Origin of the sequence: Mycolicibacterium cosmeticum (genome assembly GCF_000613185.1) — a bacterium.
In the GTDB taxonomy this organism is placed as follows: Bacteria; Actinomycetota; Actinomycetes; order Mycobacteriales; family Mycobacteriaceae; genus Mycobacterium; species Mycobacterium cosmeticum.
On sequence record NZ_CCBB010000003.1, the window covers coordinates 1,188,928 to 1,209,084 of the forward strand.

16 protein-coding genes and 1 tRNA gene are annotated in these 20,157 nt (G+C 68.2%); 13 read left to right on the plus strand and 4 right to left on the minus strand.

Features of this window, described 5'->3' with window-relative positions:
* Both BN977_RS24925 and nudC read left to right on the plus strand, forming a co-directional pair.
* Positions 1–1,086 carry a potassium channel family protein gene (locus BN977_RS24925; protein ID WP_036402266.1) on the plus strand — a complete coding sequence of 362 codons (1,086 nt, stop codon included), beginning with the start codon at positions 1–3 and terminating at the stop codon, positions 1,084–1,086.
* A gap of 13 nt (positions 1,087–1,099) precedes the next feature.
* Positions 1,100–2,026 (plus strand): NAD(+) diphosphatase, encoded by a 927-nt coding sequence (gene nudC, locus BN977_RS24930; RefSeq protein ID WP_036402268.1) that lies wholly within the window; start codon positions 1,100–1,102, stop codon positions 2,024–2,026.
* Between the two features lie 12 nt (positions 2,027–2,038).
* Here the strand turns inward: nudC and mrx1 are convergent, their stop codons facing one another.
* Positions 2,039–2,281, minus strand: a complete 243-nt coding sequence (gene mrx1, locus BN977_RS24935; protein ID WP_036402270.1) for a mycoredoxin Mrx1 — start codon at positions 2,279–2,281, stop codon at positions 2,039–2,041.
* 86 nt (positions 2,282–2,367) lie between these two features.
* On the opposite strand from mrx1, the gene BN977_RS24940 reads away from it, so the two are divergent.
* The 3 genes from BN977_RS24940 (at position 2,368) to BN977_RS24950 (ending at position 5,987) form a co-directional block, all read left to right on the plus strand.
* On the plus strand, positions 2,368–3,111 hold the full coding sequence (locus BN977_RS24940; RefSeq protein WP_036402272.1) for an SDR family oxidoreductase: 744 nt from the start codon (positions 2,368–2,370) through the stop codon (positions 3,109–3,111).
* Between the two features lie 36 nt (positions 3,112–3,147).
* Positions 3,148–5,241 carry an ATP-dependent DNA helicase UvrD2 gene (locus BN977_RS24945; RefSeq protein ID WP_170203547.1) on the plus strand — a complete coding sequence of 698 codons (2,094 nt, stop codon included), beginning with the start codon at positions 3,148–3,150 and terminating at the stop codon, positions 5,239–5,241.
* 467 nt (positions 5,242–5,708) lie between these two features.
* Positions 5,709–5,987 carry a WhiB family transcriptional regulator gene (locus tag BN977_RS24950; RefSeq protein ID WP_024454440.1) on the plus strand — a complete coding sequence of 93 codons (279 nt, stop codon included), beginning with the start codon at positions 5,709–5,711 and terminating at the stop codon, positions 5,985–5,987.
* A gap of 43 nt (positions 5,988–6,030) precedes the next feature.
* Here the strand turns inward: BN977_RS24950 and BN977_RS24955 are convergent, their stop codons facing one another.
* From BN977_RS24955 to BN977_RS24965, 3 genes are read right to left on the minus strand one after another with little or no spacing between them, the layout of a single operon-like run.
* On the minus strand, positions 6,031–7,368 hold the full coding sequence (locus BN977_RS24955; RefSeq protein WP_036402275.1) for a macrolide-binding ATPase MABP-1: 1,338 nt from the start codon (positions 7,366–7,368) through the stop codon (positions 6,031–6,033).
* 16 nt (positions 7,369–7,384) lie between these two features.
* Positions 7,385–8,227, minus strand: a complete 843-nt coding sequence (locus BN977_RS24960) for a bacteriocin biosynthesis cyclodehydratase domain-containing protein (protein WP_036402278.1) — start codon at positions 8,225–8,227, stop codon at positions 7,385–7,387.
* Positions 8,228–8,262: 35 nt separating this feature from the next.
* Entirely contained in the window at positions 8,263–9,618 is a 1,356-nt protein-coding gene (locus BN977_RS24965) for a zinc-dependent metalloprotease (RefSeq protein ID WP_036402281.1), read from the minus strand.
* 81 nt (positions 9,619–9,699) lie between these two features.
* Here BN977_RS24965 and BN977_RS24970 point away from each other — a divergent pair, with 81 nt between their 5' ends.
* The 8 genes from BN977_RS24970 (at position 9,700) to BN977_RS25005 (ending at position 20,010) form a co-directional block, all read left to right on the plus strand.
* The gene (locus BN977_RS24970) at positions 9,700–10,740 is read left to right on the plus strand and encodes a YlbL family protein (protein ID WP_036402284.1); all 1,041 of its coding nucleotides are present in this window, start codon (positions 9,700–9,702) and stop codon (positions 10,738–10,740) included.
* Between the two features lie 87 nt (positions 10,741–10,827).
* The gene (locus BN977_RS24975; protein WP_036402287.1) at positions 10,828–13,824 is read left to right on the plus strand and encodes a UPF0182 family protein; all 2,997 of its coding nucleotides are present in this window, start codon (positions 10,828–10,830) and stop codon (positions 13,822–13,824) included.
* 156 nt (positions 13,825–13,980) lie between these two features.
* Entirely contained in the window at positions 13,981–15,375 is a 1,395-nt protein-coding gene (locus tag BN977_RS24980) for an FAD-binding oxidoreductase (RefSeq protein WP_036402290.1), read from the plus strand.
* Between the two features lie 51 nt (positions 15,376–15,426).
* A tRNA-Met gene (locus BN977_RS24985) sits at positions 15,427–15,500 on the plus strand.
* Between the two features lie 294 nt (positions 15,501–15,794).
* Complete coding sequence (locus BN977_RS24990; protein WP_084172669.1) at positions 15,795–16,415, plus strand: GntR family transcriptional regulator; 621 nt, start codon at positions 15,795–15,797, stop codon at positions 16,413–16,415.
* A gap of 188 nt (positions 16,416–16,603) precedes the next feature.
* Entirely contained in the window at positions 16,604–18,082 is a 1,479-nt protein-coding gene (locus tag BN977_RS24995) for an MFS transporter (RefSeq protein WP_207384146.1), read from the plus strand.
* Between the two features lie 27 nt (positions 18,083–18,109).
* Positions 18,110–19,036 carry an ABC transporter substrate-binding protein gene (locus BN977_RS25000; RefSeq protein WP_036402292.1) on the plus strand — a complete coding sequence of 309 codons (927 nt, stop codon included), beginning with the start codon at positions 18,110–18,112 and terminating at the stop codon, positions 19,034–19,036.
* The gene (locus BN977_RS25005) at positions 19,033–20,010 is read left to right on the plus strand and encodes an ornithine cyclodeaminase family protein (protein WP_036402294.1); all 978 of its coding nucleotides are present in this window, start codon (positions 19,033–19,035) and stop codon (positions 20,008–20,010) included. Before BN977_RS25000 ends, BN977_RS25005 begins: the two co-directional genes overlap by 4 nt.
* Positions 20,011–20,157 lie beyond the last annotated feature (147 nt).

Here is a 20,157-nt window from a genome sequence, read left to right on the forward strand (position 1 = left end):
GTGGCCAAAGGTAGGTTGCGCCGGCGCCTGGAGGCGATCGACCAGAATCTGACGTCGCGCCCCGACGCCGACCTGGTCGACATCCTGAACATCCCGGAGAAGTTCGTCAGCCCCGGCCGCAAGATCTTCATGCGGGTGCTGTGGGCGCTGAGCGCGCTGGTCGCCGCCGTCTTCATCGTCTACATCGATCGGCACGGCTACCGCGACGTCGCGTCCACGCCGGAGGAAAGCGATCCGCTGTCACTGCTGGATTGCATCTACTACGCCACCGTGTCGCTGTCCACCACCGGCTACGGCGACATCACGCCCTACACCGAATCAGCCCGCCTGGTGAACGTCCTGGTGATCACGCCGCTGCGGGTGGCGTTCCTGATCGTGCTCATCGGGACCACGGTCGAGACCCTGACCACCCAGTCGCGCCAGGCACTGAAGATCCAGCGATGGAGGAAATCCGTGCGCAACCACACCATCGTCGTCGGCTACGGGACGAAGGGCAGGACCGCGGTCTCGGCGATGATCGGCGACGACGTGGCGCCGGCCGACATCGTCGTGGTCGACGACGACCCGGCCGCCCTGGAACGCGCCAAGAGCGCGGGGCTGGTCACCGTTCGGGGCAGTGCCACCGACTCCGAGGTGCTCAGGCTCGCGAGTGCCCAGCACGCGAAGTCGATCATCGTCGCGGCCAACCGGGACGACACCGCGGTGCTGGTCACCCTCACCGCCCGCGAACTGGCCCCCAACGCGAACATCATCGCCGCGGTCCGGGAGGCCGAGAACCAGCACCTGTTGCGTCAGTCCGGCGCCAACACCACCGTCGTCACCTCGGAGACCGCGGGCCGGCTGCTGGGCATCGCCACGCAGACCCCGAGCGTCGTCGAGATGATGGAGGACCTGCTCACCCCGGACGCCGGATTCGCCATCGCCGAGCGACCGGTCGAGACCAAGGAGGAGGGCGGCTCGCCGCGCCACCTCACGGATATCGTGCTGGGGGTGGTGCGCGGCGGGGAGTTGCTGCGCGTCGACGACGAGCGCGTGGACGCGCTCGAACTCAGCGACCGATTGCTGTACATCCGATCCAAAGATTGAGCAGAGACACTCGATGAGCGGCTTCACCCTGCGCAACGTCCCACTGCTGTCCCGGATCGGCGCCGACCGCGACGACCAGGTGCGCACCGATATCGACGCCGCCATCGCCGGCTGGCCGGACGCGGCGGTGCTGTACGTCGACCGGCGCAACCAGGTGCTGATCTCCGGCGGAAGTGTGGTGCTCAGCACGACGACCGCGCTCGGCGCCACCCCGCCCGCGGACGCGGTGTTCCTCGGCACCGTGGCGGGCGGCCGGCACGTCTGGGCGGTCCGTGGTGCCCTGGAGGCTCCGCAGGGCGACACCGCCGAGGCGGAGGTGCTCGACCTGCGCCGCGCCGGACCGATCTTCGACGACGCCAGCGCCCAACTGGTCGCCACCGCGACCGCGCTGCTGAACTGGCATGACGCCGCCCGGTTCAGCCCGGTCGACGGCGCACCGACCAAGACCGCCAAGGCCGGCTGGGCCCGGATCAACCCGGTCAACGGCCACGAGGAATTCCCCCGCATCGACCCGGCGATCATCTGCCTGGTGCACGACGGCCACGACCGCGCGGTGCTGGCCCGCCAGACCCTCTGGCCGGAACGGCTGTTCTCACTGCTGGCCGGATTCGTGGAGGCGGGGGAATCCTTCGAGTCGTGCGTGCAGCGGGAGATCGCCGAGGAGATCGGGCTGACCGTCCGCGACATCCACTACCTGGGCAGTCAGCCCTGGCCGTTCCCGCGCTCGCTGATGGTCGGGTTCCACGCCATCGGTGACCCGGAGCAGCCGTTCGCATTCAACGACGGCGAGATCGCCGAGGCCGAGTGGTTCACCCGCGCACAGGTGCGCGAGGCGCTGGAGCATGGTGACTGGAACAGCGATTCGTCGTCGCGGCTGCTGTTGCCGGGATCGATCTCGATCGCCAGGGAGATCATCGAGTCCTGGGCGTTCGCCGGCTGACTCGGGGGCGGCTCAGCCCAGTTTCGCCTTGACCTGCTTGATGCTCGGGTTGGTCAGCGTCGAGCCGTCGGCGAACTTCACCGTCGGCACCACGTGGTTGCCGCCGTTGACCGAGCCGACGAATTCCGCCGCGGCCGGGTCGCCCTCGATGTCGACCTCGTCCCACGAGATGCCCTCGGCCTTCAGGGCCATCTTCAGTCGCGAGCAATAGCCGCACCACGACGTGGTGTACATGGTCAGCGCAGCGGTAGTCATAGCGGCAACAACCTAACCGACGGCGCCGGTAATTCCCAACAGCCCGGGAGCGCCATGCCCATAATCGGTCGAAAGGAGTCACAACCATGCGGATCGCGGTCGCCGGTGCCACCGGCAATATCGGGAGACTGACCGTCGAGGCACTCGAACGGTCCGGGCATCAGGTGGTGCCGATCAGCCGGTCCCTCGGCGTGGACCTGTCCACCGGGGCCGGCTTGGACGCCGCGCTGGCCGGGGTGCAGGCCGTCGTCGACGTCACCAACGCCCCGGTGGGTGACCGGGCGGCCACCGAGGACTACCTCGGCACCGCCACCGCCAACCTGCTGGCCGCCGAGCAGCGCGCCGGCGTCGGGCACCACGTGCTGCTGTCGATCGTCGGCATCCACGACATCGAGGGCAACCCGCACTACGCGGGCAAGCGCCGGCAGGAGGGGCTGGTCGAGGCGGGACCGGTGCCGTGGACGATCGTGCCGGCCACCCAGTTCCACGATTTCGCCGAGATGGTCGTCGGCTGGACCGAACACGACGGTGTCGCCGAGATCGCCCCGCTGCTGGTGCAGCCGATCGCGCCGGCCGATATCGCCGCGATTCTGGCCGAGATCGTGACCGGCGACCCGCAGGGCCCGTACGTCGACGTCGCCGGACCGGACACCCAGGACCTGGTGGACATGGCGCGCCGCACGCTGGCCGCCCGGGGCCGGACCGTGCGGCTGGTGCCGACGTGGTCGTCGATGTTGGGCCTCCAGATGGCCGGCAACGCGCTGCTGCCCGGCGACGGTGCCCGACTGGCGCCCACCACGTTCGAGGACTGGCTGGCGCAGATCCGATAACTGCCGTTGTCGGGGTGTGCTGCCATGATGGACGCCATGCCGTCCGTCGACAGCCTGCTCGTCGACCTCGACGACGAACAGCGCGAGGCCGTGCTGGCGCCCCGTGGCCCGGTGTGTGTGCTGGCCGGTGCCGGCACCGGCAAGACCCGCACCATCACCCGCCGCATCGCGCACCTGGTGGCGGCCGGCCACGTCGCGCCGGGCCAGGTGCTGGCCGTGACGTTCACCGCGCGGGCGGCCGGCGAGATGCGCGGCCGGCTGCGCACCCTCGGCGAGCAGTCCGGGGTGGCCACCTCGGCGGTGCAAGCGGTCACCTTTCACGCCGCCGCACGCCGGCAGCTGCAGTACTTCTGGCCCCGCGTCGTCGGCAACACCGACTGGCAACTGCTGGACAGCAAGTTCGCCGTGGTGGCCCAGGCCGCCAATCGCGCTGCGCTGCAAGCCAGTACCGACGATGTGCGGGATCTGGCCGGCGAGATCGAGTGGGCCAAGGCGTCGCTGATCACCCCGGAGGGGTACGCGGCCGCGGTGGCCAAGGCGGCCCGTGACATCCCGATGGACGCCGCCACCGTGGCCAAGGTGTACGACAACTACGAACGCCTCAAGACCCACCGCGACGGCACCGCGCTGCTGGACTTCGACGATCTGCTGCTGCACACCGCGGCGGCGATCGAGAACGACGCCGCGGTGGCGAGCGAATTCCGGGACCGGTACCGGTGTTTCGTCGTCGACGAGTACCAGGACGTCACCCCGCTGCAGCAGCGGGTGCTCGACGCCTGGCTCGGCGAGCGCGACGACCTGACGGTGGTCGGCGACGCCAACCAGACCATCTACTCGTTCACCGGGGCGACCCCGCGGTTCCTGCTGGACTTCTCGCGGCGGTTCCCGGAGGCCACGGTGGTGCGGCTGGAGCGGGACTACCGGTCCACCCCGCAGGTGGTGTCGCTGGCCAACCGGGTGATCGCGGCGGCCCGGGGCCGGATGGCCGGCAGCAAGCTGCATCTGGTCGGCCAGCGCGATCCCGGGCCGAAGCCGTCGTTCAGTGAGCACTCCGACGAGGCGGCCGAGGCCGCCGCGGTGGCCAAACGGGTCGGCAGGTTGATCGAATCCGGAACGCCCGCATCGGAGATCGCGGTGCTGTACCGGATCAACGCACAGTCCGAGGTGTACGAGGAGGCGCTCACCGAGGCCGGTATCGCGTTCCAGGTGCGGGGCGGGGAAGGATTCTTCAGCCGCCAGGAGGTGCGCCAGGCGCTGCTCGCCATGCAGCGCGCCGCCGGCGCCGAGCACGAGGGCGACCTACCGCAGGTGGTGCGCGCGCTGTTGGAGCCGCTCGGGCTGACCGCGCAACCGCCGGCCGGTACCAAGGCCAGGGAGCGGTGGGAGGCGCTGGCCGCGCTGGCCGAGCTGGTGGACGACGAAGTGGCCCAACGGCCTTCGCTGGATCTGCGAGCCCTGCTGGCCGAGTTACGGCAACGTGCCGAGTCCCGGCATCCACCGGTGGTGCAGGGCGTCACGCTGGCGTCGCTGCACGCTGCCAAGGGCCTGGAATGGGACGCGGTCTTCCTGGTCGGCCTGACCGACGGCACCCTGCCCATCTCGCACGCGCTGGCGCACGGTGCCGACAGCGAGGCCGTGGAAGAGGAACGTCGCCTGCTGTATGTCGGAATCACCAGGGCCAGAGTGCATCTGAACCTCAGTTGGGCGCTGGCCCGGGCCGCGGGCGGCAGGCAGGGACGCCGGCCGTCCCGCTTCCTCAACGGGGTGGCGCCGCAGACCCCGGCCGACGCCCCCGTGGGCCGGTCGCGCAGGCCCCGCGGTCCGGCGCCGCGCTGCCGGGTATGCAACAAGGTGCTCGACACCGCGGCGGCGATCACGCTGCGACGCTGTGAGAGTTGCCCGTCCGATCTGGACGAGACGTTGCTGGCCGAGCTCAAGGAATGGCGGCTGCGCACCTCCAAGGAGCTGAACGTGCCGGCCTATGTGGTGTTCACCGACAACACCCTGATCGCCATCGCCGAGACCATGCCGACCGACGAGGCGGCGTTGGTGTCCATCCCGGGCATCGGCGCGCGCAAGCTGGAGCAGTACGGGCCCGATGTGCTGGAGCTGGTCAAGAATCGGTCATGACACCCACAGATCCTGCCAAAACCGCAGGTCAGAAAATCGCTTGTGGGTTTGTGCTGTTAGGCTCTAGTCTCAAGATCACCAATTCTGTGCGGCTCGGCGAAAGGAGGGGAGCGACATCATGATCAGCATTCACGCAATGTCCGGCGTACGCGTCGATGGCATGTCCGCGTTCACCCGGGTGCCCGTGCACCCCGCTGCGCCCGCCGTCGCCTCCGTCCATCGAGCTGGTTGGGCGCCCGCTGCCGTCAACCCGCAGCTCAAGCGCCGCACCGCCGCCGCGACATCCAGGTCCGTGAAACGGGGCACCACCTAGGTAGCCCCCACAACGCCGAAACGGCCACGGACCCGAAGTCAAAACGGATCCGTGGCCATTGTTTTCGGGAAATCCGATCTGGAACCCCGAACACCTGGTCACCGGTCCGAATCAAGACCGACACCGACACAACGACCAGGAAGTAGGGAAAGACATGTCGGACCTGACATGCCAAGAACTCGAACTGCCCGCGGTGCCGTGCCATGGGGGGAATCCCGACCTGTGGTTCGCCGAGAGCCCGGTCGAACTGGAGCAGGCCAAGGCGCTGTGCGCCGACTGCCCCATTCGCAGCCTGTGCCTGTCCGAGGCATTGGAGCGCCAGGAGCCGTGGGGCGTCTGGGGCGGCGAGATCATCGAGCGCGGCGCCATCGTGGCGCGCAAGCGGCCGCGGGGCCGTCCGCGCAAGGACGCCAGGGAAGGCCAGGCGGCCTAGCTTCGGCTAGGCCGTCGGGCCCGGCCTAGCTTCGGCTAGGTCGTCAGGCCGCCGCGTCGTCGGCGAAACCCGGAACCAGTTCTGTGGCAATCGCTTTCACCGGAACATGAGCGTCGAGCTGACAGCAGATGGCGATCGTCGACGCGATCACCCGCAGCGGGATGGCCAGCTGCGCCGGTAGGTCGAGCTGGCGGGCCATCTTGATCTGGGCCACCGAGTTGTCCATCTGACCGGCGGCCATCTTCTGCAGCCAGCGACGGTTGTAGTGGAAGACGTCGACCTCGATGGGCTGGACGTACTGGCGCAGCATGTCGTCGACCTCCTGGGCCGAGACCTGTTGGCCCTTCTGGATGAAACCGGCCGCTTCCATGGCCGGCAGCGCCTCGTCGTAGTTCTTGTCCCGCGCCAGCCGGATCGTGGTGCCCAGCGCCACCGGGAAACCACCCGGCAGCGGTGCCACCGCGCCGAAGTCGATGACGCCCATCCGGCCGTCGGGCAGCAGCATGAAATTTCCGGGATGCGCGTCGCCGTGCATCATCTCCAGCCGCTTGGGCGCACCGAAGGTCAGTTCGGTCAGCCGGGTGCCCATCAGGTCGCGCTGCTCGGGTGTGCCCTCGCGGATGATCACCGACATCGGGATGCCGTCCATCCATTCGGCGATCACCACCTTCGGCGCGCTGGCCACGATGTGCGGCACCGCGAAATGCGGGTCGTTCTCGTAGGCCTTGGCGAAGGCGCGCTGGTTGTCGGCCTCGAGCCGGTAATCCAGTTCCATCTCGGTGCGCTGGATCAGCTCGTCCACCACGCCCTGCACGTCGGCGCCGGGGGCCAACTGCTTGAACACGCCGACCAGCCGCTGGATGGTCTTGAGGTCGGCGCGCAGGGCCTCGTCGGCGCCCGGGTACTGGATCTTGACCGCAACCTCGCGGCCGTCGGACCAGATCGCCTTGTGCACCTGCCCGATGCTGGCCGAGGCCACCGGGGTGTCGTCGAACGAGGCGAACCGGTCCCGCCACTTGGTGCCCAGCTGCGCGTCCAGGACGCGGTGCACCTTGGCCGCCGGCAACGGGGGCGCCTCGCGCTGCAGCTTGGTCAGCGCCTCGCGGTAGGGCTTGCCGTACTGCTCGGGGATGGCGGCTTCCATCACCGACAGCGCCTGGCCGACCTTCATCGCGCCGCCCTTGAGCTCACCGAGCACGGTGAACAACTGCTGGGCCGCCTTGTCCATCAGCTCGGCGGTGACCTCGTCCTTGGACTTGCCGGTCAGGCGCTTACCGATCCCGAGCGCCGCCCGGCCGGCGAATCCGACCGGCAGGGTCGCGAGCTTGGCGTTGCGCGCGACGCTTCCACGCTTGATATCAGCCACGTGTCCATCATCCACGACGTTGCTGAGTAGGTCAGCAGGGACAACCCGGATGCCGGGACCAGCGCCGCGCCAGCACCGAGCCGCTGCCGACGTCGAACTCCAGGGTGGTGTCCAGCGTCATCGGCGGTTCCGGGGCGTCCAGTGCGTCGCTCTCGCCGGAGCGCATGGCACTGACCACCCGGTCCACCTGATTCAGCGCCAGCGCGGCCGTGCCCATCAGGGTGGCGCGATCGGCGGCGCCGACGGTGTGCCGCAACTGGGCGGCGACCGCCGGCCAGGCGGCGTCCCGGTCCCGGCGGTGCCGGTCGGCGCAGGCCAGGCACGACGTCACACCGGGGATCACCAGCGGTCCCACCAGCCCCGTACCGTCGCGGATCCGCACCGGCAGGTGCGGCAGCGCGGCCGCATGCAGATCGCGCACCACCCGCGGATCGGCGACCAGGGCATCGGTGAGCAGCACCAGGTCGGCGTGATCGGTGCTCACGACGGCATGCGGCCGGCTGCTCTGGGTGACGCGGTTGCCCGAGCATCTCAGCGCACCGGTCAGCAGGTCCGACAGCGGCCCACGACCGTGGATGCGGATGGTCACCGTCCGTGCCGCGGGGCGGCCGGCGGTCAGCACGCCCGCCTGGCGCAGCGCATCGAGCAGATCGCTCAGGGCGGACTCCGGCACTCCCAGCCTGGCGGCCCGCTCCGACAGTTCGGCCCTGGTGACCGCGGCCTGCATACCGCGCAGCAGGGTGGCCAGCGCAGCGGCGCCGATACCGGCCGGGGGATGCACCACCACGGCGCGGCGCGGATCCCAGCCCACCTGCACGGTGTCATCCGGGCGCAGCAGCACCGGCATCGACGGGTTGAGCAGATAGCGCCTCATGCACCGACTGTGCCACGGTCGGGCGGGCGCCCGTTTCAGTTATCCACAGGCCCGTCGGAGCCGGGCTCCCCGTCGTCTTCGAGCTCGGCCAGCGCCTGGTCGATGCCGGAGGTGTCGCCGCCGATGGCCCGGTCGATGAACGCGGCCGGCTCGTCGAGGTCGTCCGCGCCGGGCAAGAGGTCGGGATGCTGCCAGACGGCGTCGCGGGCGTCGGCGCCGACGGCATCGGTCAGCTTCTCCCACAGCACCGCGGCCTCCCGCAGCTTGCGCGGCCGCAACTCCAGGCCCACCAGCGTGGCGAAGGTCTGCTCGGCCGGGCCGCCGGTGGCCCGGCGCCGGCGCAGCATCTCCGACAGCGCCGCGGTACCGGGGATCCGGTCACCCAGCGCGGCGGTCACCACGGTCTGCACCCAGCCCTCGATGAGGGCGAGCAGGGTTTCCAGCCGCTCCAGCGCGGCGACCTGTTCGGGGGTGGCCTTCGGTTCGAAGATGCCCTGGTTCAGCAGTTGTTCCATGGCGGCCGGGTCGGCCAGCGCGGCCGGGTTGATACCGCTGGCCAGATCCTCGATCCCGCTCATGTCGATCTTCATGCCCTTGGCGAACGCCTCGACGGCGCTGAGCAACTGGCTCGACAGCCACGGGACGTGGCTGAACAGCCGGTGGTGGGCGGCCTCGCGGGCGGCCAGGAAGGTCAGCACCTCGCTGCGCGGCTGCTCCAGGCCTTCCGACAGGCTCTCGACGGCTTCGGGCAGCAGCGCCGCCACGCCCTTGGGCCCCAACGGCAGGCCGATGTCGGTGGAGGTCAGCACCTCCTTGGACAGCTTGCCCAGCGCCTGGCCGAGCTGGCTGCCGAAGGCCATGCCGCCCATCTGCGACATCATCGCCAGCAGCGGGCCGGCCATGGTCTTGGCTTCCTCGGGCAGCGCCGAGGCCCACACCGTGGAGATCTGCTCGGCGACCGGGTCACACAACCGCTTCCAGGTGCCCAGCGTGTTGTCGATCCAGTCGGTGGGGGTCCACGCCACCGCCTTGGTGGTGCCGGCCGGCAGCGCCGTCACCCCGTCGAGCCAGGTCTCGGCCAGGTGCACGGCGTCGGCGATCGCGGTGCCGGTCTTCTCCGAGACCGGGGCGACGAATCCGATCGAGCTGGACGCCAGCTGACGGGCCAGGTCGTAGTTGACCGGACCGGCCTGCTGGCCGGTGTTCATCACATTGCCTGCGCCGCTGAACATTTCGCCGAGCTTGGTGAAGATCTGGCCCAGATCGGCCATATCGAAGCCCGCACCGCCCAGCCCGAACGGGTCCGAGCCCGATCCCGGGCCGGGGTTTTCTTTGCGCTTGTCACGCTCGGGGTCGTCCCCGCTGGAGAAGCCGAAGGGCAGGTCAGCCATGACTTCAACGGTACTCACCCCCGGCGGCGCGGGTGGGGCCGCGGGTCACGCTGTGGGTGAACGCGCTCTACTGTGGGCGGCGTGAACAGGCGGATTATGACGCTGGTGGTGGCGCTGGTGCCGATCGTGGCGTTCGGTGTGCTGCTGTCGTTGGTGACGGTCCCATACGTGTCGCTGGGCCCCGGGCCGACGTTCAACACCCTCGGTGAGGTGGACGGCAAGCAGGTCGTCGACATCAAGAGCACCGATGGCACCGGCGGCTCGATCGTCCACCCCACCTCGGGCCACCTGAACATGACCACGGTGTCCCAGCGCGACGGCCTGACCCTGGGCGAGGCCTTGGCGCTCTGGATGTCCGGACGCGACCAGCTGGTGCCGCGCGATCTGGTGTATCCGCCGGACAAGTCCAAGGACGAGATCGATAAGGCCAACACCAACGAGTTCAAGTCCTCGGAGGACAACGCCGAATACGCCGCGCTGTCCTTCCTGAAATACCCCAAGGCGGTGACCGTGGAGTCGGTGACCGACCCCGGCCCGTCGGCGGGCAAGCTGCAGGACGGCGACGCCATCGACATGGTCAACAACGTCGCGGTACCCGATATGGCGGCCTTCCAGGCGATCGTCAAGGCCACCAAGCCCGGCGAACAGATGGTCATCGACTACCGCCGGAAGAACCAGCCCGCCGGCACCGTCACCATCACACTGGGTTCCAATCCCGACCGCCCGCACGGGTTCCTCGGCATCGGGGTGCTGGACGCGCCGTGGGCGCCGTTCGACATCGAGTTCAACCTCGCCAATATCGGCGGCCCCTCGGCCGGGCTGATGTTCAGTCTCGCCGTCGTCGACAAGCTCACCACCGGCGACCTCAACGGTGGCAAGTTCGTCGCCGGCACCGGCACCATCAGCGCCGACGGCGCGGTCGGCCCGATCGGTGGCATCACGCACAAGATGATGGCCGCCCAGGACGCCGGTGCCACCGTGTTCCTGGTGCCCGCCGACAACTGCGACGAGGCGTTGACGGCCCGCGATGATCGGCTGCAGCTGGTCAAGGTGGACACCCTGACCGCTGCTGTGGACGCCCTGCACACCATTTCTGCCGGCGGCGAACCACCCCGATGCTGAGAATGCGCTTGGCAGGCCATGCGTAGAGTTGGTGCAGTTGAGGCCCCAGACGTGCCGGCGGCCACGGACCAGGAGTGGAGTTGACGAGTGGGTATGCGGCCCGCGGCGCGAATGCCGAAGCTGACACGACGTAGCCGGATCCTCATCGCGGTGGCCCTGGCCGTCGTCTTACTGCTGTTGGTGGGGCCACGGCTGATCGACACCTACGTCGACTGGCTCTGGTTCGGCGAACTGGGCTACCGGTCGGTGTTCACCACCCGGCTGTTCACCGAGATCGTGCTGGCCCTGGTGGCCGCGGTGGTCATCGGTGCCCTGGTGTTCGCCGGGATGACGCTGGCCTACCGGACGCGGCCGGTGTTCGTACCCACCAACGGGCCCAACGACCCGATCGCGCGGTACCGCACCACGGTGATGAGCCGGCTGCGACTGTTCGGTATCGGCATCCCGGTGCTCATCGGTCTGGCCGCGGGCGCGTTCGCCTGGAACTCCTGGACCACGGTGCAGTTGTTCCTGCACGGCGGCGATTTCGGGGTCACCGATCCGCAGTTCGGCCGCGACCTCGGTTTCTACGCCTTCGACCTGCCGTTCTACCGGTGGGTGCTGAGCTTCCTGTTCTTCGGCGTGTTCTTGGCCTTTCTGGCAAACCTGGTGGGGCACTACCTGTTCGGCGGGATCCGGCTGTCCGGACGCACCGGTGCACTCAGCCGGGCGGCGCGCATCCAGCTGGTGTCGCTGGCCGGCACCCTGGTGTTGTTCAAGGCGGCGGCCTACTGGCTGGACCGTTATGAGCTGCTGAGCAATACCCGCGGCGGCAAACCGTTCACCGGCGCCGGCTACACCGATATCAACGCGGTGCTGCCGGCCAAGCTGATCCTGCTCGCCATCGCGTTGATCTGCGCGGCCGCGGTGTTCTCCGCGCTGGTATTGCGCGACCTGCGGATCCCCGCCATCGGCCTGGTGCTGCTGCTGCTGTCCTCGTTGATCGTCGGCGCGGGCTGGCCCATGATCGTCGAGCAGTTCAGCGTCAAACCCAATGCGGCGCAGAAGGAAAGCGAATACATCAGCCGCAGCATCACGGCCACCAGGCAGGCGTACGGGCTGACCGATGCGACGGTCACCTACCGCGATTACAGCGGCAACTCGCAGGCCACCGCCCAGCAGGTGGCCGCCGACCGCGCCACCACGTCGAACATCCGGCTGCTGGACCCGACCATCGTCAGCCCGGCCTTCACCCAGTTCCAGCAGGGCAAGAACTTCTACAGTTTCCCCGAGCAGCTGTCCATGGACCGCTATGTCGGACCGGACGGCAACCTGCGCGACTTCGTCGTCGCCGCCCGCGAACTCAACCCGGAACGGCTGATCGACAACCAGCGCGACTGGATCAACCGGCACACCGTCTACACGCACGGCAACGGTTTCATCGCCTCGCCGGCCAACACGGTGCGCGGTATCGCCAACGACCCCAACCAGAACGGCGGCTACCCGGAGTTCCTGGCCAGCGTGGTCGGCGCCAACGGCGGCGTGGTGTCGCCCGGGCCCGCGCCGCTGGATCAGCCGCGCATCTACTTCGGCCCGGTGATCGCCAGCGCCCCCGGTGATTACGCGATCGTCGGCCGCAACGGCGGTGACCGCGAGTACGACTACGAGACCAACACCGAGACCAAGAACTACACCTACACCGGTGCCGGTGGGGTGCCGATCGGCAACTGGCTGGCCCGCAGCCTGTTCGCGGCCAAGTTCGCCGAGCGCAACTTCTTGTTCTCCAACGTGATCGGCTCCAACAGCAAGATCCTGTTCAACCGCGACCCGTCCGAGCGCGTCGAGGCGGTGGCACCGTGGCTGACCACCGACAACGGGGTGTACCCGGCCATCGTGAACAAGCGACTGGTGTGGATCGTCGACGGTTACACCACGCTGGACAACTACCCGTACTCGGAGCTGACGTCGCTGTCGAGTGCCACCATCGACTCCAACGAGGTGGCCGTGAACCGGCTGCTGCCGGACAAGCAGGTGTCCTACATCCGCAACTCGGTGAAGGCCACCGTCGACGCCTACGACGGCACCGTGACGCTGTACGCACAGGACGAGAACGATCCGGTGCTCAAGGCGTGGATGGCCGTGTTCCCGGGCACCGTCAAGCCCAAGAGCGACATCTCCCCGGAACTGCAGGCCCACCTGCGTTACCCCGAGGACCTGTTCAAGGTGCAGCGCCAGCTGTTGGCCCGCTACCACGTCAACGACCCGGTGACGTTCTTCTCCACCTCGGACTTCTGGGACGTGCCGCTGGATCCCAACCCGACCGCCAGCAGCTACCAGCCGCCGTACTACATCGTCGCCAAAGACATTGCCAAGAACGACAATTCGTCGTCGTTCCAGCTGACCAGCGCGATGAACCGGTTCCGGCGGGACTTCCTGGCCGCCTACATCAGCGCCAGCTCTGATCCGGCCACGTACGGCAAGATCACCGTGCTGACCATCCCGGGTCAGGTCAACGGGCCCAAGTTGGCGTTCAACGCGATCAGCACCGATACCGCGGTCAGCCAGGACCTCGGTGTCATCGGCCGGGACAACCAGAACCGGATCCGCTGGGGCAACCTGTTGACCCTGCCGGTCAGCGACGGTGGCCTGCTCTACGTGGCGCCGGTGTACGCCTCGCCGGGCGCCAGCGATGCCGCCTCGTCGTACCCGCGGCTGATCCGGGTGGCGATGATGTACAACGACAAGGTCGGCTACGGCCCGACCGTCGGGGACGCGCTCACCGAGATCTTCGGCCAGGGTGCGGCGGCCACGGCCACCGGGCCGGCGCCCGCCGACGCGAAACCACCCACGGCACCGCCGGCAGCGGGCCAGCAGCCCCCGGCCGCGCCGCCGCGGCAGGGCCAGGCACCCGAGGTGCCCGTCCCGGTGGCGGCCGTCCCCGGTGGCGGCGTCCAGCTGTCGCCCGCCAAAGCCGCAGCGCTGCAGGACGTCAACAATGCGCTCGACGCGGTGCAGCAGGCGCAGCGCGACGGCAATTTCGCGGACTACGGTAGCGCCCTGCAGAAGCTCGACGACGCGATGAACAAGTACCGCGACACCAAGTAGGCCGCAACCGCCGGTTTGTGCGGTTTCCTGCGCAACGCGCCGCCGCGCGCGTATGGAACCGCACAAACCGCGGCCCACTTGAACTGCATTCCAAGAACTTCCCAAGTGGGGTTGTGGATCCTTTCGCCGTCATACGCGCACGGTGAAAGGACTCCGATGACCCTGGCCGACACTCTCGGCGACCCCCTGTCGACTCTGCCCGACCACTTCAGCGCGTTGGTCGCGCTGCCCGGCGAACCGGGCTACGAGCGCTGCGCCCCATGGAATCTCGCGGCGACGGTGCAGCCGGCGGCGGTGGTGTTGGCCACGGCGCCGCACCACGTCGCCGAGGCGGTCCGGTTCGCCGCCGGACACGGCCTGCGGGTCACGGTCCAGGCGACCGGGCACGGGGCCACCGCGATCGACGACGACACCATCCTGGTGCTCACCTCGGCGATGACCGAATGCATGGTCGACGTCACCGACCGCACCGCGCGGGTGGCCGCGGGCGCCACCTGGCAGCAGGTGATCGACGCCGCGGCCCCGCACGGCCTTGCGCCGCTGTGCGGCTCGGCGCCGAGCGTGGGCGTGGTGGGCTTCCTCACCGGCGCGGGTGTCGGCCCGCTGGCGCGCAGCGTCGGGGTGTCCTCGGATTACGTGCGGTCCTTCGACGTGGTCACCGGGGCGGGGGAGTTGCTGCACGTGACACCGGATCAGCATGCCGAGCTGTTCTGGGGGCTGCGCGGCGGTAAGGCGACGCTGGGCATCGTCACCGCGGTGGAGATCGAGCTGCTGCCGATCCCGGAATTCTACGGTGGCGCCTTGTATTTCGACGGCGCCGACGCACCGGCGGTGCTGCGCGCCTGGTACGGCTGGTGCGCCGGGTTGCCCGAGAACGTCAACACCTCGATCGCACTGCAACACCTGCCGCCGCTGCCCGGGGTGCCCGAGCCGCTGGCCGGCCGGCTGACGGTCGCCGTCCGGTATGCCGCGCTCGACGACTTCGACGAGGCCGCAACGCTTTTGGAGCCACTGCGGGGCGCGAGAACGCCGGTGCTGGACACCGTCGGGGTGCTGCCGTACGCGGCGATCGGCGCCGTGCACGCCGATCCGGTCGATCCGATGCCGGTGTACGAGGATCAGACGTTGCTGCGCGAGCTGACGTCCGAGGTGATCGACATCCTGCTGGCGGCGGCCGGGCCGGGATCGGCCTCGGTGCAGACCATCGTGGAGGTTCGGATGCTCGGCGGTGCCTATGCGCGGCAGGCCCAGCACAGCAGTGCGTTCTGCCACCGCAATGCCGCCTACGCGGTCACCACGATCGGGGTGCCGGCCGGCGCGACGGCGGAGCTGGTGCCGGCCCAGGCGCGTGCCCTGATGCGGGCGCTGGCGCCGTGGTCGACGGGAGGCCTGCTGCCCAATTTCGCGCCGTCGGCCGATCCGCAACGGCTCGCGCGGGTGTACGACGAACAGACCCGGGACTGGCTGGCCGCCCTGGCCGACCGGTACGACCCCGAGCGGGTGTTCCGCACCGGTCAGGTGGTGCGTTCGGAGCCCCAAAACCACCTCTGATCACACGATTTGGAGCTGCGCGCACCCCTTCGGTAACGTTGTGTTCACCGACGCGGGGTGGAGCAGCTCGGTAGCTCGCTGGGCTCATAACCCAGAGGTCGCAGGTTCGAATCCTGTCCCCGCTACTAGTGGAAACGGCCCCCGGAGATTTTTCCGGGGGCCGTTTTCGTGCCCGCTGAGAACGTCCTCGCTTGGACACTGACCATCGCGGGACCATCCCGCGTGGCGCAGCTCGGTCACGGTCCATGAGGACTGCCTGGCAGCAGCCCGCCAGTCGGGCCACGCGCAGCCGGGGCCGCAGCGGGCTTGATGCGTTGGTCGCATCAGCTAGCCGGACGACGTTTACTCCAAGCTGCCCCACGGCACCGGTTCCGCTTGCGTGAGCGGTCTTTCGCGATGTCCCGGTCTAGGCTTGCGCCGTGGTTGAACCTTTGTCTCCCGTCGAATCGACCGGTGATTCGATCGCGCATGCGCTACGCGAAGACATCCTTGCCGGGCGACTGAGCGGTGGTGACCGCCTGGTTGAGGAGGCGTTGGCCAAGCAGTTCGGTGTATCCAGGATCCCGGTTCGCGAAGCCTTGACGCGGTTGCAGTCCGAGGGTTTCGTACGCATCGTGCGGCACAAGGGCGCCACGGTGTCGGAGACGATGCTCACCGACAGTCGTGAGCTACTGCAGATTCGACGTGGTCTGGAGATCTTGGCCGCGCAGCTGGCCGCGCAGAACCGCGGTGGCACCGTGGCCGCCGAACTCGCCGAGGTTGCCGACGACGAGGCGACGACCGACGATCACTCGCCGTTCCACGAATTGGTGGCGGCGGCGTCCGGTAATCGGCAACTGATGGAGCTGCTGGCGTCGGTGAACCGTCGGGTGCAGTGGGGTCTCGGGCACAATCCGGTCGCATCCATCGGGGATCACCGCATCCTGGCGATGGCCATCCTGAGCGGATCAGCTGTTCAGGCTGGGTACCTCATGGATGAGCATCTGCAGCGCGACGAGCGCTACTTCGCGGAGAAGTTCGAACACGACACTGACGAGTGACACGGCTCGATTGTTTAACAATCTGACGGTAGTTTTCACGTATGTAACGTAAAATCCCTGCTGGGAAATCGGCTCGTTACAGATTTCGTATACAAATTGGTGCAGCACGGTTGGAGTCAGGGACGACTTGCGATCGGCTCACCGACAGGCCCTCTGCCGGTGTCATCGCGATCACCCGGAGAACTGTCATGTCCCTCATTCGCTCCAAGACCACCCGCACGGCCACCACCCCACCAGTCCCCGCAGCCGAGGATGTCGATCCGGCCGCCACGCCCGGCTTGACCGCGGCGCTCGACCGCATCGGTTTCGGGCGCGTCCAGGCGGCGCTGATCCTGCTCCTCATGGCCGGCCTGTTCTTCGACTCCCTGGAACAGAACTCCACCGGGGCGATGGGGCCCCTGCTGAAGGAGTCGTTCGGTATCGGTAATGCAGAACTGACCATGATCAACACCGTCACTGTGATCGGCGGCCTCGTCGGCCGGATCGTCGGCGGCTACATCGCCGACCGGTGGGGTCGGCGCGCGGCACTCAGTCTCAATCTCCTCGTCTACACCCTGGGTGGGTTGGTCAGCGCCGTCGCAGTCAACTACGAGATGCTTCTGACCAGTCGATTCGTCGTCGGCATCGGACTGGGCGGAGAGTTCACGGTCGGGCTCGCGATTCTGGCCGAGATCGTAGCCACCCGGCATCGCGGCTCATTGCTGGCAACGCTGAACATCTCGTCGGGCGGCATCGGCAACATCGCCTCGTTCGGCTTCTTCTGGCTGGTCCTCGGCCCGCTCAACGGCGTGCTGGGAGGTAACGACACCTCGTGGCGCTGGACCTATGTCATCCTTGCCGCCCCCGCGGTGCTGGTGGTGTTCTTCCGGCGCTATCTGCCAGAATCGCCCCGCTTCCTGCTGTCCAAGGGGCGTGTCGCCGATGCCAACGCCAGCCTGACCCGGCTCGCCAGTAGCAGCATCTCCGGCCTGCGTAGGGCGGGCCCGACCCGCCAGTTCGTCACTGTCGCAGACATTCCGGCGCACACCAAGAGCAGCTACGCCGAAGTGTTCAAGGGCGAGAACCTGCGCCGGACCGCCGTCGTCGGGGCCGCGTCGTGGATGTCGTTCGGCGCCCAGGTCACCCTGCTGTTCCTGATGCCGATCCTGCTGGTGTCGCGCGGCTACTCATTGTCGGATTCGTTGGCGTTCACCATGATCATGAACATCGGCTCGTTGTTCGGAGCCTGCGCCGCGTCCTATCTCGCAGGTAAGGCGCCGCGCCGGCTGACTGTCGGCGTCGCCGCCGTACTCGGCTGCATCTCGGCCATCTGCTTCGCGGCATTCGCCAACTCGACCGCGCTGATCCTGCTGCTGGGAGCCATCTTCCAGTTCTTCACGATGATGCTCAACACCATGCTCTCGGTGTGGTCGCCGGAGCTCTTCCCGACTTCCGTGCGAGCCATGGGCACTTCGGTGGTCAACGGCATCGGTAACGTCGCCGGGGCGGTCATGCCGTTCGCGGCCCTGTTCTTCTTCGATCGGTTCGGCGTCCCTGGCGTCTTCGCGATGATCGCCGTCATGTACGCGCTGCTTGTGGTCGCCTCCCGCTTCGGCCCCGAGACGTTCAACCGGCCGCTGGAGGCCGTCACCGAAGAGACACCGGTCCTGGCCGCCGCAGCGACCTGATGTCAACACCGAAGAGGAAAGTGAAAAATGTTGCAGCTCAATATATCCGCCACCGCACACGCGCTGAACTATCTGCCGCAGTACCATGCCGACCGGGAAGGCCTGTTCGCCGCCCGAGGCCTCACGGTCAGGGCTACCGCGCGTGACCCGTGGACCGGAGTGCTCGACGACCTGGACAGCGGCGCTGCCGATGTCGCCCTTGGCGGCCTGTGGGTCCCGGCGATGTACGCCCGCGGCCCCCGCGATCTGGTCGTGTTCGCCCAGGTCAATCACCAGTTCCCGAAGGCACTGGTGACACGCGATCCACGCGCCGACTTCGCATGGTCGGACCTCGTCGGGAAAACCGTGCTCGCGCCCGGAATTGGTGGCAGCGCACCATACGCGTTCACCGCCGGACTGATCCGCGAAGCCGGGGTGGACCCCTCCTCGATCACCTTCCTGCGTGACCTGTCGACCCCGATGTTCGTCGAGATGTTCGAATCAGGTCTAGGTGAGGCCGTCGTCACCGATCTCGTCACCGCAGAAGTCATGCAGCGCAAGGGAACCGGGTGCATCGTCAGTGACTACACTGTCACCGGCGGCTTGGGGCCCAACAGTGTGTACTACTGCCGGGCAGACCGCTATGCCGAGCTGACCGACCGCCTGGTCCGCTTCTGCTCCGCGTTGCAGGAATCGATGCTCCTGCTCACGTCGGTGACGACGGCGGATCTGGCGCCGCTGCTCGCCCTGCACTGGCCTGCCACGTTGCCGCAGCCGCTTCACGCCGCCTGCGACCGGATGCTGCGGTCACACACGTGGGAGACGGTGCGCATCGACGCCGAGGCCACCGGCCGTTGGATGCGAATCCTCGCTGAGGAGAAGATGGTGCGCAGCGCTCCGCTTTTCGCGGATCTGGTCGACACCGCCGTTGTCGACAGCCTGAGCATCGAAGGCGTCGCGGCGAGTCTGCGATGACGCTGATCCTGACGCACTCCGACATCGCATCGGTGCTCGACCGCGACGAGGTTCGCAAAGCCGTCGAACGTGCACACCTGGGACTTGCTCTCGGGGACTGCCAGAATCCCGCGCCTCGGTCGCTCGCACTGCCCGAGGCCGGTACGGCGCTGCCCATGGCGGCAAGCGGGCAGGGGCTGGCCACCGTCAAACTGCTGTGCGACGTACCCGTCAACCGCGAGCGCGGCCTGCCGGCCCAGCGTTCGACGGTCATGGTGTCCTGCGCGGTAACGGGGGAGTGCCTGGCCATTCTCGACGGGCGGGCAGTGACCGCCGTCCGCACGGCAGCGGCCAGCGCTGTGGCAACCGACCACCTGGCGCGGCCATCGGCGTCGGTGTTGGGACTGGTCGGGGCGGGCAACCTGGCGGCCGAACACGCCCGCGCCATCGCCGCCGTCCGGGATGTCGAGCGCATCGTCGTCACGTCACGTACCACGGCAACCGTCGAATCATTTCGAAGCGCGGTGTCAGATCTCGGGATTCCCGTGATCCGCGCCGACACTGCGGAAGAGGTGTTCGCCGACGCCGACATCATCTGTACCCTCACCCCGGCACGAGAACCAGTGGTACAGGGCCGCTGGTTCCGGCCCGGCCAACACATCAACGCTGTCGGAGCTCCGCCACGGCCCGACCACCGCGAGATCGACTCGGTCGGCATGTCGAATGCCCGCCTGGTGGTCGACAGCATTCCCACCGTGCTGGCCAAGTCCGGCGGTGTGCTGGTAGCCATCGCCGAAGGGGCCTTGACAGACACCGAGATCCACACCGAACTCGGACACATCATCGCCGGGCTGGCCCCAGGCAGGATCTCGGACGACGACATCACCCTGTTCGAATCGGTCGGCATCGGCCTGCAAGACCTTGCCACCGCCGGCGTCGTCGTAGAACACGCCATCGAGCGGGGTATCGGGACGGTCATCGATCTCGGATCGTGAGCGCGACAACTGATCGCGATTCTCACCTCGTTCGGCCGTCCTTGCCGCACGGACTCCGGAATCCATGTCTTCGACGACGTAGCTGTTCGCGGTGTCCCCGGCGTAGGGCTCGGCAGGGCCGCTCTGGCCGGCGCACCCGGCGGCGAT